At 42.2% G+C, this 16476-nt stretch carries 14 protein-coding genes; 9 read left to right on the forward strand and 5 right to left on the reverse strand.

The features are described 5' to 3' along the window. Positions 1-185: 185 nt before the first annotated feature. Positions 186-503, forward strand: coding sequence for a type 1 fimbrial protein (locus AACX38_RS10140; RefSeq protein WP_099110995.1), 318 nt, complete (start codon positions 186-188; stop codon positions 501-503). 63 nt (positions 504-566) lie between these two features. Here the strand turns inward: AACX38_RS10140 and yeiP are convergent, their stop codons facing one another. The 3 genes from yeiP to AACX38_RS10155 form a co-directional block, all read right to left on the reverse strand. Continuing rightward, positions 567-1139: an elongation factor P-like protein YeiP gene (gene yeiP, locus AACX38_RS10145; RefSeq protein ID WP_099122967.1), complete on the reverse strand. Its 573-nt coding sequence runs from the start codon at positions 1137-1139 to the stop codon at positions 567-569. A 123-nt stretch (positions 1140-1262) separates the two neighbouring features. Continuing rightward, on the reverse strand, positions 1263-2507 hold the full coding sequence (mtr, locus tag AACX38_RS10150) for a tryptophan permease (RefSeq protein WP_228864171.1): 1245 nt from the start codon (positions 2505-2507) through the stop codon (positions 1263-1265). 154 nt (positions 2508-2661) lie between these two features. Further along, positions 2662-3081: a nucleotide triphosphate diphosphatase NUDT15 gene (locus AACX38_RS10155; protein WP_228864172.1), complete on the reverse strand. Its 420-nt coding sequence runs from the start codon at positions 3079-3081 to the stop codon at positions 2662-2664. Between the two features lie 187 nt (positions 3082-3268). On the opposite strand from AACX38_RS10155, the gene fruK reads away from it, so the two are divergent. Continuing rightward, positions 3269-4207 (forward strand): 1-phosphofructokinase, encoded by a 939-nt coding sequence (fruK, locus tag AACX38_RS10160; RefSeq protein WP_099122970.1) that lies wholly within the window; start codon positions 3269-3271, stop codon positions 4205-4207. On the opposite strand, the gene nfo is transcribed toward fruK, so the two are convergent. Together nfo and AACX38_RS10170 are read right to left on the reverse strand one after the other, a co-directional pair. Then, positions 4208-5050 (reverse strand): deoxyribonuclease IV, encoded by an 843-nt coding sequence (gene nfo, locus AACX38_RS10165; protein WP_228864173.1) that lies wholly within the window; start codon positions 5048-5050, stop codon positions 4208-4210. Positions 5051-5174: 124 nt separating this feature from the next. Continuing rightward, positions 5175-6275 (reverse strand): YeiH family protein, encoded by a 1101-nt coding sequence (locus tag AACX38_RS10170; protein ID WP_228864174.1) that lies wholly within the window; start codon positions 6273-6275, stop codon positions 5175-5177. A gap of 197 nt (positions 6276-6472) precedes the next feature. Here AACX38_RS10170 and yieE point away from each other — a divergent pair, with 197 nt between their 5' ends. From yieE to AACX38_RS10210, 7 genes are all read left to right on the forward strand, one after another. After that, positions 6473-7336 carry a DNA-binding transcriptional regulator YeiE gene (yieE, locus tag AACX38_RS10175; RefSeq protein ID WP_228864175.1) on the forward strand — a complete coding sequence of 288 codons (864 nt, stop codon included), beginning with the start codon at positions 6473-6475 and terminating at the stop codon, positions 7334-7336. A gap of 169 nt (positions 7337-7505) precedes the next feature. Continuing rightward, a complete protein-coding gene (locus AACX38_RS10180) occupies positions 7506-8993 on the forward strand; it encodes an amino acid permease (RefSeq protein ID WP_228864176.1) in 1488 nt (495 codons plus the stop codon). A gap of 229 nt (positions 8994-9222) precedes the next feature. Next, complete coding sequence (locus tag AACX38_RS10185) at positions 9223-10353, forward strand: ABC transporter substrate-binding protein (RefSeq protein ID WP_339385671.1); 1131 nt, start codon at positions 9223-9225, stop codon at positions 10351-10353. 19 nt (positions 10354-10372) lie between these two features. Then, complete coding sequence (locus AACX38_RS10190) at positions 10373-11455, forward strand: FecCD family ABC transporter permease (protein WP_099122976.1); 1083 nt, start codon at positions 10373-10375, stop codon at positions 11453-11455. After that, positions 11452-12240 carry an ABC transporter ATP-binding protein gene (locus tag AACX38_RS10195; RefSeq protein ID WP_099110972.1) on the forward strand — a complete coding sequence of 263 codons (789 nt, stop codon included), beginning with the start codon at positions 11452-11454 and terminating at the stop codon, positions 12238-12240. The genes AACX38_RS10190 and AACX38_RS10195 overlap by 4 nt, the downstream gene beginning before the upstream one ends. 151 nt (positions 12241-12391) lie before the next feature. Next, positions 12392-14365, forward strand: a complete 1974-nt coding sequence (locus AACX38_RS10200; protein ID WP_228864177.1) for a ligand-gated channel protein — start codon at positions 12392-12394, stop codon at positions 14363-14365. Positions 14366-15024: 659 nt separating this feature from the next. Then, positions 15025-16407: an APC family permease gene (locus AACX38_RS10210; RefSeq protein ID WP_099122980.1), complete on the forward strand. Its 1383-nt coding sequence runs from the start codon at positions 15025-15027 to the stop codon at positions 16405-16407. The last annotated feature ends 69 nt before the right edge of the window (positions 16408-16476 follow it).

The raw sequence follows: 16476 nt of genomic DNA on the forward strand, positions 1-16476 counted from the left end.
TAATAACAGTGTTTTAAATTAATTAATGAAAGTAGTATCTTTCTCTTTAGCTATAAATTCACCTTTGATATAAATCAATAAAAGGTATTGATGTCGTATTATTTTCACATTAAATATTTATTATGGAGATGAAGGAATAAAAGGTAACTGAGTTTTAGTTAATGGACAAACGAAGTGAGGTCACCATGCAAAATTATCTTAAACTATTAATCAGCGTTTTGTTGTTTTCATGGATTTCTTATGGATATGCACAATCTACAAGTGGAAAAATACACTTTTCAGGCTCTATTGTTGATCCAGGGTGTCAGGTTGTTGTATCAAGTGCTCAGGCCAATATCTCCTGCTATAGAAAGGGTAAAAATATTACGGTAAAACAGATTGTTTCAGTCTACAAAGCAAAAAATCCCGGAAGTATTATACTTCCCGGTAATATAGGTGTTACTAAAGTGAAATGGACTGATAATAAAAAGCGTTTGGCAATTATTAATGTGGATTATTTTTAATTTAAACAGATAATAAGTTGCTCTTTTATCAGAAAGGAGCAACTTATATCCAAAAACACTGAACTAATCGCAACGTCCCATATAACGACGTTCTGCAATATGAATGCGGATTTTTTCTCCGGAACTCAGGTATTCAGGAACCTGAATCGACAACCCCGTGCTCATTTTTGCTGGTTTTGTACGGGCACTTGCTGATGCGCCTTTAATTCCCGGAGCAGTTTCTTCAATGACCATATCAACAGTTTGTGGTAATTCCAGAGCCAACAGTTGACCTTCCATTGTCATCACTTGCATTCCCGGTAAACCTTCTTCCGGGATAAACAGCAATTCTTCTTCAATTTGTTCTTTTTTAAAGTGATACGGTGTGAAATCTTCATTATCCATGAAGATATATTCATCACCATCTATGTACGAAAAACTGACACTACGACGAGTTAGTGTAATCGTTTCCAGAATATCATCACCTTTGAAGCGTTCTTCCACTTTCTGACCGGTACGAATATCGGTAAAGCGCATTTTATACAGTGTACTAGCGCCGCGTGCGCTGGGTGACTGAATATCAATGTCTTTAACTAATAGTAGTTTTCCGTTGTGATTGATTGCGGTTCCGCGTTTAATTTCATTGGCTTTAGCCATAGATACCTTCTGTAATACAGTGGAATAAGGATTTTAGTGGCGACAAAATTACTCGCAGTCATGAAATTAGGCAAGAAATGAATGCCCCGGTACTTTTACCGGGGCAGGGGAATTTAGTCAGAATCAGCGGTAGGCAGGTAAAAGCTCAAATAAAGATAGAATGTGTACGACTGCATTGATTAGACCAAACAGGATAATAAAAACTATCAGGATATTGCCCCCGGGGGCACGATAACTGGCTTGTGGATGGCGCAGCCTGCTGGCACGTGCCATCAGTGCCGGCACGATAACTGCCCAGATAGTGGCTGCAAGTCCTGCAAACCCGATTGCATACAGGAAACCATTCGGGAAAAGTAATGCCAGAACAGTAGGTGGGATAAACGTCATTAAAGCAGTCTTTAAACGCCCTGTATGGCTATCATCAAATCCGAAAAAATCAGCCAGATAATCAAATAAGCCAAGCGAAACACCTAAAAATGAGCTGGATAATGCCATATATGAGAAGGCATTTAACAATTGATTTATCGTCTTATTACCAGACACATTATCCATTTGGTTCAGTAAATCGCTGACATTACCACCATCAGCAATGATCTGTTTAAATGCTTCACGGGGAATATTTCCCTGAATGGCAAACTGCCACAAAATGTAGATGGTCAGTGCTATCAGAGAGCCATAAAGCATACTGCGGGTAATGGCTTTGACATCCTTATTATAATATTTTACTAACCCCGGCACGTTGCCATGATAACCAAAGGAAGTCAGCAAATATGGCAATGCCATTAAAGCGTAAGGCAGGTAACTGGTTTCGGTATTTGTCTGATCAAACAATATAGCGGGTTTGACTTCAGTAAACATTCCCCCCACTGACATGATAAATGTGATGACCATACCACCGATTAAAATCGTGCTCAGACGATCAACAGCTTTGGTTGATAACCAGACAATGAAGGCAACAATAAAGGAAAAAATCAGGCCAGTTCCGGCTTGTGGCAGCGGAATAATGCTATTGAGATTACGAAAAATAATTGAGCCGCCAGCTGAGATATAAGCATAAGTCAGAATATATAAAACAAAGGTAATGGATAACCCAGTAAGTACATTCCAGCCTTTGCCCAGCAAATCTTTGGTAATGGTATGGAAGCTAGCGCCACAGGGGTAATTCATATTGGCTTCTAAGATCATCAGGCTTGAGAAATAGATACAGACCCAAGTGTAAACCAGCAAAATTATTGATCCTGTAAACCATACACCAGAAGTGACGATGGGAATGGAAAACATACCAGCACCGACAGCAGTACCGGCAATGATCATTGCTCCGCCTAATATAGAGGGGCGTTTAAAATTTTGCGTTACCTCAATGGTCATATAGACTCCTGATGAATAAGTGTTACCTTTGTACTAGCGCGACGATACATTAATAAGGAACATGTGTAAACAATTAATCAAGGAGATATGCAAATGGCTTTTGTTTGGTTTCAGATACACTGTCTTTTGTCGATATTGGCAGTGTACCTGTATGTCAGGCAGGCAAATAGAACTTTTTCTCTTGCCAGAGTTTAATTGCACTACGGCTGGCCTCAAAATGAGGCTCTGGAAGGTCATTAGGATCGCACCAGATAAATTGGTTACATTTTTCTGGTTCCATTAGACGCGGTTCTCCGCCGGGATGGTGGGCCATCAGGCAGACAGAAATAGTATGCTTTCCTTCTTCACGGTAGGTTTGGATGTTATTGCAGATCCCATAAACCTGCGGGTTTTGAATTTTTAAGCCAGTTTCTTCCTGAATTTCACGGATAGCACATTCTTCAAATGTTTCACCGGGATCAACATGTCCGCCAAATATTGACCAGTACGGGGCATGTTTACTTGTCCGCTTTCCCAGCAAAATTTCACCTTTATCATTAATGATAATGACACCAACTCCAACAACCACTGACATTGATTTATTCCTTTTTTCTTCGTCGGATAAAAAATTATCGGCTGCCGATATTTTTACTTTTGGATTGAGATAACACAATGACCAATCTGATATTAAATTTAACTGAAACGATTCAATTTTGATGTTATAAATAGTCGAGGAATTTTAATGTGATTTATGACTATTTATTCAGGAGATACTGGGCAAGATGAGCCGTCGAGTTGCCACAATAACCTTAAATCCAGCTTATGATTTAGTTGGCCTGTGTCCAGATATTGTTAAAGGAACCGTTAATCGTGTACGCACCGCAGGGTTACATGCTGCCGGAAAAGGCAATAATGTTGCGAAGGTACTACGTGATTTGGGTATTGATGTCACCGTCAGCGGTTTTCTGGGAAAAGAAAATCAGGACGGTTTTCAGCATTTTTTCGATGAAAACAAGATGATTAACCGTTTTCATTTAGTTTCTGGCAGAACACGTATCAATGTGAAACTGACTGAAAAATATGGTGATGTGACCGATTTTAATTTCTCAGGTTTCCATGTGACAGAAAAAGAATGGGAGCAGTTTATTACTGATTCCCTCTCATGGCTGGGGCAGTTTGATATGGTTGTGGTTAGCGGTAGCTTGCCTGAGGGAGTTTCGCCTGAATCATTTACTGACTGGATGAAGCAGTTACAGCAATGCTGTCCCTGTATTATTTTTGACAGTAGCCGTGAAGCATTTGCAGCTGGCCTCCAAGCAACACCATGGCTGGTGAAACCGAATCGTTATGAATTAGAAATCTGGGCGGGTAAATCATTACCGGATTTAGATAGCATTATTGACGCGGCTCATGAGTTGCGCCAAAAAGGGATCGCTCATGTCGTTATTTCACTGGGTGAGCAAGGAGCATTATGGGTGAATGCTTCCGGCGCATGGCTGGCAAAACCACCTTATTGTGACGTCATCAGTACCGTTGGTGCCGGAGATTCTATGGTTGGTGGGCTGGTTTATGGTTTACTGATGCGTGAATCCAGTGAACATACATTGCGCCTGGCAACCGCAGTTTCTGCTCTAACGGTTAGCCAGCCTGATGTAGGGATCAGAAGCCGCACTGAGCTGGCATCAATGATGTCGAAGATCCAATTGACACCTGTCAGATAATTAACTTTGCTGTGATTTTAGCCACGCAATTTCCTGCTCCCAGATATCCGGATTGATCGTTTCAAGTATCAGAGGAATGCCATTGAAACGATCATCTTTCATGATATAGCTGAAGGGGGTCTTTCCTATGTTACCTTCACCAAGGCTGTGATGTCGGTCAACACGGCTGGAAAACTCGCTTTTGGCATCATTGAGATGCATGGCTCGCAGGTATTTGAAACCGACAATATCGTCGAATGCTTTGAATGTGGCATCGCAATTTTGCTCGGTACGTAAGTCATAACCGGCAGCAAAAGCGTGGCAGGTATCGATACAAACACCGACCCGGCTTTTATCTTCAACGCCCTCAATAATGGCTGCCAGATGTTCAAATTTAAAGCCAAGATTAGTTCCCTGTCCGGCAGTATTTTCAATCACTGCCGTGACCCCCTGAGTTTGGTTTAGCACAATATTGATAGATTCAGCGATACGGGCCAGACATTTATCGATATCAATTTTTTTCAGGTGACTGCCGGGATGGAAATTAAGTAAATCAATACCTAGCTGCTCACAACGCTGCATTTCATCAAGGAATGCAGCACGGGATTTTTCCAGCCCTTCAGATTCCGGATGACCCAGATTAATCAGGTAACTATCGTGAGGAAGGATCTGACCTTTACCGTAACCGTAACGCTCACAATCTGCCTTAAACTTATCAATGACTTCTGTTGATAGAGGAGCGGCATTCCATTGACGCTGATTTTTCGTGAATAAGGCAAAAGCAGTTGCTTTTAATTCATGGGCTCGAATTACTGCCTGATCCACACCACCCGCAGCGCTTACATGGGCTCCAACAAATTTCATATCTTTCTCCTGTTCTGTTTCATTAATTATGCATTGTTCTTGTTGTTAATGAAATTCTGTAAAGCGGATACAACTAGTCGGGTGATATGCTGAAAAATGACATTGTTTTTTTCAGGTGAAAATTTCAGCTAAGTAAATGATGAATGCCTTTGTTGATGATCAATCCTCCAACCATTAACCAGATAAACAGAAGGAAAGCTAACAAAATAGGCTTGGTTCCGGCCTGACGAATAGCACTGATATGTGTTGTTAACCCTAAAGCAGCCATAGCCATTGCCAGCAAAATAGTATCAATAGCTATGATAGAGCTGACAATGGGCTCCGGTAATAAATGGAAAGAGTTGAAAGCTGCCATGACAATAAAAAAGATGGCAAACCATGGGATGGTAATTGGCGATTTTCCATGATCATTGACACAGTTTTTAGATTTCACCCGATTAAGATAACCCGAAAGTAGTAATAAAAAGGGCGCGAGCATCATGACACGGATCATTTTGCTGATAACAGCAGTGTCTTCGGCTGCATTTCCTTGTGTGTGACCAACAGCAACGACTTGGGCAACTTCATGAATAGTTGAGCCAGAAAATAGTCCAAACTCTACCTGAGAGAAAGGAAACCATTGGTAATAAATGTTGAGTTGATAAAACCAGGGATAAATAAAGATGGCAAGGGTGCCGAATATCACAACGGTAGAAATGGCAACAGCGACTTTATCGGAAGAGGCTTTTACGACAGGCTCAGTAGCCATGATTGCGGCAGCACCACAGATACTGCTACCCGCTCCGATTAGCATGACTGTCTGACTATCTATTTTGAAAAAAACACGTCCGAGCCATAACGCTATAAAGAAAGTGGAAGAAAGCATAATGACATCAATCAATATGCCGGCTATACCAATATCAGCTATCTGCTGGAATGTCAGTCGAAAACCATAAAGAATGATACCGGCTCTTAACAGATAGTGTTTAGTGAAATTAATTCCATTGCCACAGATTGGTTTTAATGAAGGATATAGCGTATTTCCAACAATAATTCCCATCAGAATCGCGATAGTCAGGACACTGAGTCCCATATTAATGAGTAGAGGGAGCTGGCTCAAATAGGTGGCGGCGGCGGTCAGTATTGCTGTTAGGATCAGCCCGGGAAAGAGTTTCAGTAAGGGATGACAATGAATAGTACCCGTTTTATTAAGCTGATTTTCAGGCACTGTTTTACTTTTAGACATAATTGTCGCTCATATCGCTTATATGTTTTATGAATAAGCATATAGCAAATTGTTTAATCGTAAAAATTGATTATATTTATATGATTAATTATTAAAAAAGATAGATAGAGCATGACTTTTGTTAAGTTGCGTAATAGTGTCTAGAATCAAGGTTATCTTATCATTTCAATTTACTTTTATGTTTCCCGCGAGGCCATATGCGTATCACTCTGAGACAGCTGGAGATTTTTGCAGAAGTTCTGAAAAGTGGTTCAACGACACAGGCTTCTCAACAATTAGCTTTATCACAATCTGCGGTGAGTGCTTCACTGACAGATCTTGAAGGGCAATTGGGAGTACAGCTTTTTGACAGGGTTGGAAAACGACTGGTTACCAATGAACATGGTCGCTTGCTTTACCCAAAAGCTCTGGCGCTGCTTGAGCAGACTGGAGAGGTGGAACAGCTTTTTAAATTGGAAATGGGAGCACTGAGACTGGCAGCCAGTAGTACGATTGGTAATTATATGTTGCCCGAAATGCTGGCGAAATATCGTAAGAAGTATCCAGATACGCCGCTGGAATTACATATCAGCAATACTGAAGATGTCATTAAATCGGTTGCCGAATTCCGGGTCGATTTGGCATTTATTGAAGGGTTATGCCATAACCCGGATTTAATTACCCAGCCATGGATGAAAGATGAGCTGATTGTTTTTTCCTCACCAGAGAGTCCGCTTGTGCGTTCCAATCTGGCTTTGGAAGATTTAATTAAAGCGCCCTGGATATTGAGGGAAAAAGGCTCAGGAACACGGGAAGTGCTTGATCAGTTACTTTTTTCGCAAATGCCCAGATTCAATATAGCCATGGAGCTGGGGAACTCGGAAGCAATTAAGCATGCAGTTCAGTATGGTATGGGGATCAGTTGTCTGTCACGCCGGGTTGTCCGCGAACAACTGAAAAACGGCACACTGGTTGAACTGGTGATACCGGGCCTGAATCTTTATCGTACGCTTTATCTTATTTATCACCGACAGAAACATATATCCAATGCGTTACAAAAGTTATTAAGCTACTGTCAGTAATGCTGAGCCAATACCATGAAATTAAAGAGTTAATGTACCTATAATCGTGTAGCTTATAATTAAGGGCTGATCATGAAGGTATCTTATAACCGCCAATCGCCGCTATTCTGAGGACGAGGATTTGTTACAATTCCGCATTAGAAATTATTCTCGATGATATAGGAATATAATGTCTCAAGAACAAAGCGTGTCACAGGAGCAGGCGCCCAAAAATCTGCGTCGTGAGCTAAAAGCACGACATATGGCGATGATAGCCATTGGCGGTTCAATTGGTACGGGGCTATTTGTTGCTTCCGGAGCAACAATTTCACAGGCTGGCCCCGGTGGAGCGCTGCTTTCATATGCGCTGATCGGCCTGATGGTCTATTTCCTGATGACCAGTCTGGGGGAATTGGCTGCTTACATGCCGGTTTCAGGGTCATTTTCCACTTATGGCTCAAAGTATGTTGATGAAGGCTTCGGTTTCGCATTGGGCTGGAACTACTGGTATAACTGGGCTGTTACGATCGCGGTTGACCTTGTCGCTGCCCAGTTGGTTATGGGGTACTGGTTTCCGGATGCGCCGGGGTGGATATGGAGTGCCTTGTTCCTCAGCCTGATTTTCCTGCTGAATTTCATCTCAGTAAAAAGCTTCGGTGAGGCAGAATATTGGTTCTCTTTGATTAAAGTTTCTACGGTGATTGTTTTCATTATCGTCGGTATTTTAATGATCGTCGGTATTATGAAAGGTGCAGAAGGGGCAGGGTGGCATAACTGGACTATAGGTGAGGCACCATTTGCTGGTGGATTTGCGGCCATGATTGGGGTTGCCATGATTGTCGGTTTCTCATTTCAGGGGACTGAACTGATTGGGATTACCGCCGGAGAATCAAAAGATCCTGCCAAAAACATTCCCCGTGCTGTGCGTAAAGTATTCTGGCGTATCTTATTATTCTATGTATTCGCCATTTTAATCATTAGCCTGATCATTCCTTATACTGACCCAAGTTTGTTAAGAAATGGCGTCAAAGACATCAGTGTCAGCCCTTTCACGCTGGTTTTTGAAAACGCAGGTCTGTTGTCAGCCGCAGCGGTAATGAACGCCGTGATCTTAACCGCAGTGCTTTCTGCCGGAAACTCAGGCATGTATGCTTCTACCCGCATGTTATTTACATTGGCAAGGGAAGGTAAAGCACCTAAAATTTTTGGGCATTTGTCAAAAGGCGGTGTTCCTCGTAATGCGCTTTATGCCACAACTGTGGTTGCAGGATTATGCTTTCTAAGCTCCATGTTCGGTAACCAGACAGTGTATCTGTGGCTGTTGAATACCTCGGGCATGACCGGATTTATTGCATGGCTTGGTATTGCAATAAGCCATTATCGTTTCCGTAAAGGGTATGTCGCTCAGGGGCGTAATATCAACGAACTGCCCTATGTCTCCGGCTTTTTCCCTGTCGGGCCGATTTTTGCCTTTGCTTTGTGTCTGTTGATCACCTTAGGCCAGAACTATCAGGCATTTTTGCAGGATACGATAGACTGGTACGGTGTTACGGCGACTTATATTGGTATTCCGTTATTCTTGCTCATTTGGTTTGGCTATAAACTGAAAAATAAAACACGTTTCGTCAAATACAATGAGATGGACTTTCCGGCGATAAAGCATACATACCATGAATAAAATGTTAATAATAATTTGATAAAATGATATTTATTAATTAAGACATTATTATTTTTATTTTGCAAACAACTGCCTGTTCTGTGATGGAATCGGCAGTTTTTATTTTTCATGTATTTAAAGCAAAATTATCGTCATTAAATTTCGGATATACCGAATCAATCGCATTGATAAGTATTCTTATTTGCTTTATTGTTAACAGCAAAATTATTGCTTGAAGAGGCTAACTAAAGTGAAGTTTGGATTTCAGACAGTCGTGAAAGGCGCGAGTATCAGCCTATTGGCAAGCTCTGCGATGATGACCAGTTTTGCATGGGCCGAAACAGTCACTGATGTTGCTGGGCGTACTGTAGAAGTGCCTGCAAAGGTGAACCGTATCCTATTGGGTGAAGGCCGTTTATTCCATTCAGTCGCAGTGTTAGAAGGAGATAAACCTCTGGCGCGTATTGTTGGCTGGCAGGGTGATTTCCGCAAGCTTGATCCACAAACCTACTCTATCTATAAAGCAAAATTCCCTGAAATTGACAACATTCCCCTGATAGGCAACACCACTGCTGATACTGTCAGTTCTGAAAAAGTACTGACCCTTAATCCCGATGTGGCTATTTTTGGTTTATCCGGTCATGGCCCGGGCAAACACAGCGAACTGGTTAAACAATTAGAAAAAGCAGGCGTTCCTGTTGTTTTTGTCGATTTCCGTAATGACCCACTGAAAAACACTCTGCCGAGCATTCGCATGCTGGGTAAAGTACTGCACCGTGAGGAGCAGGCAAATGCTTATGCTGATTTTTATGAAAAGAATCAGAAACTGGTCACTGATATTACCAGCCGTATTCCGGCAGAGCAGAAACCGTCAGTCTTTATTGAACTGAGAGCAGGCTCTATCGAAGACTGTTGTGGTACTGCGGGCAATGGCAACATGGGTAATTTCATTGACCTTGCAGGCGGTAAAAACATTGCTAAAGAGGTTCTGCCAGTACCATTGGGTACTATGAATCTGGAAAAAGTGATTACGGCTGATCCTTATATCTATATTGCCAGCGGTGCTCAGGATCCCGGTGAGAAAGGTGAAGGTATCCAGATGGGTGCTCAGACTTCCCCAGAAACTGCCCTCGCTGGTTTGAAAGCGATGACAGAGCGCAGAGGTATCAATACTCTGACTGCGGTGAAAGAAGGCCGTACTCATGCTATCTGGCACCATTACTACAATTCACCTTATAACGTTGTAGTGACACAAGTTTTTGCTAAGTGGTTTTATCCTGAACAATTTGCAGATTTAGACCCACAGCAGACATTAAAAGACCTTCACACTAAGTTCCTGGCAGTAGAACCAGCAGGTACATATTGGGTCAGTGAAAAATAAGCAGTAACAGGTAATAGAAATGAGTGTCACTACCGAGCCTATGCCAATGATGAAACAACAGAACGAGTGTGATATCAAAGCACACTATCGTCATATCCTGCATCGACGTATTGCATGGATGTTGTTGCTAATTTTGGTTATCGGCGTCTCTTTAGTATTAGATTTTACAATGGGGCCATCAGGGTTATCTTTATCAGCTCTCTGGCAGACTCTGGTTTCACCGGAGAGTGTGGATGCAGGAACCCGGGTAATTGTCTGGGATATCCGATTACCTTATGCCTTGATGGCGGTAGTGGTTGGTTTATCATTGGGCCTGGCGGGTGCAGAAATGCAAACTATTTTGAATAACCCGCTGGCCAGCCCGTTCACTCTGGGTGTTTCCAATGCCGCCTCTTTTGGTGCGGCACTGGCAATCGTACTGGGTATTGGTATTCCGGGCATACCTGATCAGTGGCTTATTTCTGCAAATGCTTTTATTTTTGCCTTGTTAGCTGCTTTGATGCTTGATGGCATTACGCGCTGGACAAAAGTTGCAACATCTGGCGTGGTGCTCTTTGGTATTGCTATGGTCTTTACCTTCAATGCGCTGGTTTCCATGATGCAGTTTATTGCAACGGAAGATACGTTACAGGGGCTGGTTTTCTGGACAATGGGCAGCCTTTCAAAAGCAACGTGGTTAAAACTGGGTGTTATGTTGCTGGTGCTCTTGACCCTTATGCCTGTTTCTATGATGAACTCCTGGAAACTGACTGCATTACGTTTAGGTGAAGATAGGGCGACCAGCTTTGGTATCAATATCCGTCGTCTTCGTCTGGGAACGCTGTTACGTATCAGTATATTGACTGCGCTAGCGGTGGCATTTGTCGGGCCGATTGCTTTTATTGGTCTGATTGCTCCTCATATTGCCAGATTGATGTTTGGTGAAGATCACCGTTTTTATTTACCTGCAAGTGCATTAATTGGTGCACTGGTATTATCGATGGCATCGATTGCATCCAAGAATTTAATCCCCGGGGTCATCATACCTGTGGGCATTGTGACATCTTTGGTGGGTGTGCCTTTCTTCCTGAGCATCGTTTTACGCCATAGGGGAAGTGTATGAGCCAAGGGTTAAAAATAAGCCGGTTTACGGCTGGTTATCCAAAACATCCAGTTATTGAAAATCTGGATGCTAACCCATTGCCTCGGGGTAAAATCACCGTATTACTCGGGCCGAATGGTAGCGGAAAGTCAACATTACTGCGTTCACTGGCTGGTTTAAATAAGGCTAATGGTGCTTTGTTGCTGGACGGGCAGGATTTAATGCAGATGAATTTTGCCCAACGTGCGCAGAATGTCGTTTATTTGCCTCAGTCGTTGCCTGCGGGTGTCCATCTACATGTACTGGAATCTGTTATTGTTGCCCAGCGCGCATCAGGTGGGACAAGTGGTGACCAATGCGAACAGGAAGTTATGGCGCTGTTACGTCAGCTTGGTATTGAACATTTAGCTTTAAGCTATTTAGATCAATTATCAGGTGGACAAAAACAATTGGTCGGTTTGGCACAATCATTAATCAGAAAGCCGACATTATTATTATTAGATGAACCATTAAGTGCGCTGGATTTAAATTACCAGTATCACGTTATGGATTTGGTCGCACGTGAAACACGTCGCCGGAATATTATTACCGTGGTTGTTGTACACGATATTAATATTGCGCTGCGTCATGGTGACCATATATTAATGTTAAAAAAGGGTGAATTAATTTCTGAGGGTTTACCAGAACAGGTCATTACTCCTGATAGTCTGGCTCAGGTATATGGTGTCAAAGGGCGGATAGAGCATTGTTCTCAGGGAGTGCCTCAAGTATTAATTGATGGTCTTGTAACGGATTTGGCCAGCTAACATAATAAAAAGCATAAACTGTTTTATTAAAACTGTAGAGTAAATAAAAATAACACTGGTGGGGATAAGAGTGCTTATCCCTGCACTTTGAGTTTATGTCGATTATCCAGATTAATTAAATTGTTCTATTCTACCTTTTGGAGAATCGGGAATGGTCGTTTTTGCAAAGAAAAAAGTCGTCTTAGGTATTATTGCTGCGATTTCATCTAGTGCTGTTTTAGCTGCTAATGCAGCGAATAATGGCGAAGATAAAATTATTGTTACTACTGCTTCAGGCTTCCAACAAAAAATTGAAGATGCGCCAGCCTCTATTTCAGTGGTCAGCCGTGAACAATTGGAAACCAAAGCTTACCGCGATGTAACGGATGCACTGAAAGATGTGCCAGGAGTTATGGTTACTGGTGGTGGAAGTGGCAGTGATATCAGCATTCGTGGTATGTCATCAAAATATACTATGATTCTGGTGGATGGTAAGCGTGTTGACACCCGCCGTACTCGGCCAAACAGTGATGGTGCTGGTATTGAGCAGGGCTGGTTGCCACCATTAGCATCCATTGAGCGTGTTGAAGTTGTCCGTGGGCCAATGTCTTCCCTTTATGGTTCTGATGCCATGGGTGGTGTTATCAATATCATTACCCGTAAAGTGCATAAAGAATGGAACGGTAGCTTACGTGCAGATACCACTCTGACTGAGCGCAAAAAATCAGGTAATAGCTATCAAACCAGTGCGTATGTAGCAGGGCCATTGATTGATGGTCTGCTGGGAGTAAAGGCGACGGGTTTATTCTCTCATCGTAATGAAGATAAGTTTATCAGCGGTTATAAAAAGCAAGAGATGCGTAATGGCTCGGTAGCCTTGTCTTTAACACCTGATGAACAAAATAGCTTTGAGTTTGAAGCCGGTCGTTATGAACAGGACCGTGATTCGACGATTGGTAAGACTCGTACTTGTAGAAAAAAGGGTTGTGAAGATGATATCAGCCGTTATAAACGCAATAATTATTCGATAACACATAATGGTGTTTATGACTTTGGTACAATGACATCTTATATTCAGCGGGATGAGTCGAAAAACCCTGAACGTATGATGAAATTCGCGGATACAATGTTTAGCAATCAGACTACATTTAATTTAGGTGATAATACATTAAGTGTCGGTGGGCAATATCGTTACGAAAACCTGCACGATCGTGAAAATGATACGATGACTGCAAAAGGGATAGATAATATCACCCGCTGGAGCTGGGCATTATTTGCTGAGGATGAATGGCAAATCACCAACGATTTCTCCCTGACAGCCGGAGCGCGTCTGGATAAAGATCAGCTTTTTGGTGCTCATGTCACTCCTCGTTTGTACGGCGTCTGGCATGCTGATGAACAATGGACCATTAAAGGTGGTGTCACAACCGGCTATCGTTCACCTGAATTACGTCAGGTTGCACCTAATTGGCTGCACGGAACAGGTGGTGGTTATTCGAGAGGAGTGATTGAAAGTAATCCATCTCTGAAGCCAGAGAAAAGCATTAATGAAGAAATTGGTGTTATCTGGAATAACCAAGATGGCCTCAATATCGGCGTTACAGTCTTTAATACAGACTTCAAAGATAAAATCACAGAGTTCCGTCTTTGTAACAATGAAGCCGCATGCAACTCAATTGGTAAGGACTATGATTTTGTCAGCCAGAACATAAACGTCGATAAAGCCAACATTCGTGGTATAGAAACCACTCTGAACTGGGATATCGTAGAGAATTTATCATTGGCAGCAAACTACACCTATTCTCACTCTAAGCAGAAGACTGGGGATTTTAAAGGTCAGCCACTGAACAAGATACCTACGCATATGGCTAATGCAACCTTAAGCTGGCAGACATTACCAGAAATGGAAACATGGACACGTTTCAACTTCCGTGGAAAAACGAAGAATTATCTGGCTCGTGCCTCAATGCGAAATGGTACACCTTCTTATGCCTTTGTTGATATGGGTGTGACTTATAGCATCATGAAGAACGTACGTGTATTAGGTGGCGTTTACAACGTATTTGATAAACAAGTGACTGATAAAGTACACGGTGCAACCCTTGATGGCCGCCGTTACCAAGTCGGCATTAATTATGACTTCTAATTAACATTTAATTTGTTATTAATTAAAGTCATTATAATTAACGCTTAAAGCAATATTAAATCTGCTCTTTATCAGAATTATGATTAAGAGCAGATTTTTCATTTCATACCATTCATAATTAAATAGCCAATAATTTACTTTTATGCTACAAGTTTATCAAATCTCTATCAGTGGATAGGCTAGCATTACCTTCATGAATTCTTTCGGTAAGAAGTAGTTTATGTAGGCTCTTTAGTATTGTAAAAAATAATGAATTTTTAGTGTGATGGGTCTTGCTATTTCTGGACTTGAAGTGCAAAATGCCGCCCACTAAAAATAACTGATGTGTAATTATGCATCAGTTATTTTTTTTGCATTGAGTTATTTTTTACAACACCGAGAGGCCGGATATTTTCCGGATCGATACTGACCATAAGCAGCGACTATTAAAAAGGCTGCTGTACTGAGGAACGCAATTATGGAGCAATTATTCGCTTTTGCACTTGTGCCAATCGGCGCTAGCTGCTGCAACGATGACTATGGGGCATGGTCCTCAGTTAATTCGTTATCCCCCACCTTTTCTTTCTTTTCTGTTTATAGACAGATGCGAAGTCTACCCAGTAACTATCGATTAAGTAGTTGTAGTAATGCCCAGATCGAAGTTATGGGAGGTTTCGCTCATGTCGCATAATCCTACTGCTACTCTCGGTACTGTTCAGGCAAGTGCCAGCAATCGTGTTCAGCTGAGAAGAACACTGACCTTATTTCAGGTAGTCATGATGGGCCTTGCATATATGCAGCCGATGACTATTTTTGACACCTTCGGTATTGTTTCCAAATTGACGGATGGGCATGTTGCAACATCTTATGCTATTGCGTTGATTGCTATTTTATTTACAGCTTTGAGCTATGGGAAACTGGTAAAAAGATTCCCGTCAGCAGGTTCTGCCTACACTTACGTACAAAAATCAATGAATCCCCATCTTGGGTTTATGGTAGGTTGGTCATCTTTGTTGGATTATCTGCTTATGCCGATGATCAACATCCTGCTGGCAAAAATTTACCTTCAGGCTATTTTCCCCGGCATTGATCCGTGGGTCTTCGTAGTGGGTCTGGCGGTGTTAATGACTGTTTTCAATCTGAGTGGCATTAATGTTGTTGCCAATCTTAACGGTCTTATTGTTGTGGTACAGATTGCTGTTATGGTGGTGTTCGTCGGTTTATTAATGCACGGCATACATAACGGTGAAGGTGCTGGCACACTATGGAGTGCCCGACCATTTACATCAGAAGAAGCACAATTAATTCCAATGATTACAGGGGCAACGATACTCTGCTTCTCATTTCTTGGTTTTGATGGCATTACGTCTTTGTCTGAAGAAACGCCTAATGCGGGCAAGGTGATCCCCAAAGCGATTTTCCTTACTGCATTAATCGGTGGTGTTATCTTTATTGCGGTATCTTATTTCCTACAGCTCTATTTCCCTGATGTATCCCGGTTTCAAAACCCGGATGAATCTCAGCCAGAAATTATGCTGTTTGTCGCTGGAGCGTTCTTCCAGGCTATTATTCTGGTCTTCTCCTGCGTCACGGTAATGGCTTCCGGTATGGCTGCGCATGCAGGTGTGGCTCGATTGCTCTATGTGATGGGACGTGATGGCGTACTGCCAGAGAAAGTTTTTGCTTATGTCCATCCAAAATGGCGCACACCATCAATCAACGTTATTCTGGTCGGAATTGTTGCACTATCAAGCGGATTTTTAGACTTAGTCACGGCAACAGCGCTGATCAATTTCGGGGCATTGGTTGCATTTACTTTCGTGAATTTGTCGGTAATTGCTCAATTCTATGTTCGTGAACGCCGTAACACGACGTTGAAAGATACTATCAATTTCCTGTTACTGCCGTTGTTTGGCGCAGGAACAGTGGGTGTACTGTGGACGAATCTGGAAGCCAGCTCTATGGAGTTGGGTTTGATTTGGGGTGGGGTCGGTCTGCTTTATATGTTCTTCCTGACCCGTAGTTTCCGTCAACCTATGCCACAATTCAGTGAATCTGCATAAGAGACGCTGCTATATAACTCTTCCGAAACAGCACCTGATGGGTGCTGTTTTTTTATGGATAATAAATTA

The sequence above is a fragment of the Xenorhabdus sp. PB30.3 genome, from assembly GCF_963895965.1.
GTDB lineage: Bacteria > Pseudomonadota > Gammaproteobacteria > Enterobacterales > Enterobacteriaceae > Xenorhabdus > Xenorhabdus stockiae.

Coding starts and splice junctions, on each gene's coding strand:
- AACX38_RS10140 (WP_099110995.1), top strand. CDS start 186: ATGCAAAATTATCTTAAACTATTAATCAGCGTTTTGTTGTTTTCATGG.
- yeiP (WP_099122967.1), bottom strand. CDS start 1,139: ATGGCTAAAGCCAATGAAATTAAACGCGGAACCGCAATCAATCACAAC.
- mtr (WP_228864171.1), bottom strand. CDS start 2,507: ATGACCATTGAGGTAACGCAAAATTTTAAACGCCCCTCTATATTAGGC.
- AACX38_RS10155 (WP_228864172.1), bottom strand. CDS start 3,081: ATGTCAGTGGTTGTTGGAGTTGGTGTCATTATCATTAATGATAAAGGT.
- fruK (WP_099122970.1), top strand. CDS start 3,269: ATGAGCCGTCGAGTTGCCACAATAACCTTAAATCCAGCTTATGATTTA.
- nfo (WP_228864173.1), bottom strand. CDS start 5,050: ATGAAATTTGTTGGAGCCCATGTAAGCGCTGCGGGTGGTGTGGATCAG.
- AACX38_RS10170 (WP_228864174.1), bottom strand. CDS start 6,275: ATGTCTAAAAGTAAAACAGTGCCTGAAAATCAGCTTAATAAAACGGGT.
- yieE (WP_228864175.1), top strand. CDS start 6,473: ATGCGTATCACTCTGAGACAGCTGGAGATTTTTGCAGAAGTTCTGAAA.
- AACX38_RS10180 (WP_228864176.1), top strand. CDS start 7,506: ATGTCTCAAGAACAAAGCGTGTCACAGGAGCAGGCGCCCAAAAATCTG.
- AACX38_RS10190 (WP_099122976.1), top strand. CDS start 10,373: ATGAGTGTCACTACCGAGCCTATGCCAATGATGAAACAACAGAACGAG.
- AACX38_RS10195 (WP_099110972.1), top strand. CDS start 11,452: ATGAGCCAAGGGTTAAAAATAAGCCGGTTTACGGCTGGTTATCCAAAA.
- AACX38_RS10200 (WP_228864177.1), top strand. CDS start 12,392: ATGGTCGTTTTTGCAAAGAAAAAAGTCGTCTTAGGTATTATTGCTGCG.
- AACX38_RS10210 (WP_099122980.1), top strand. CDS start 15,025: ATGTCGCATAATCCTACTGCTACTCTCGGTACTGTTCAGGCAAGTGCC.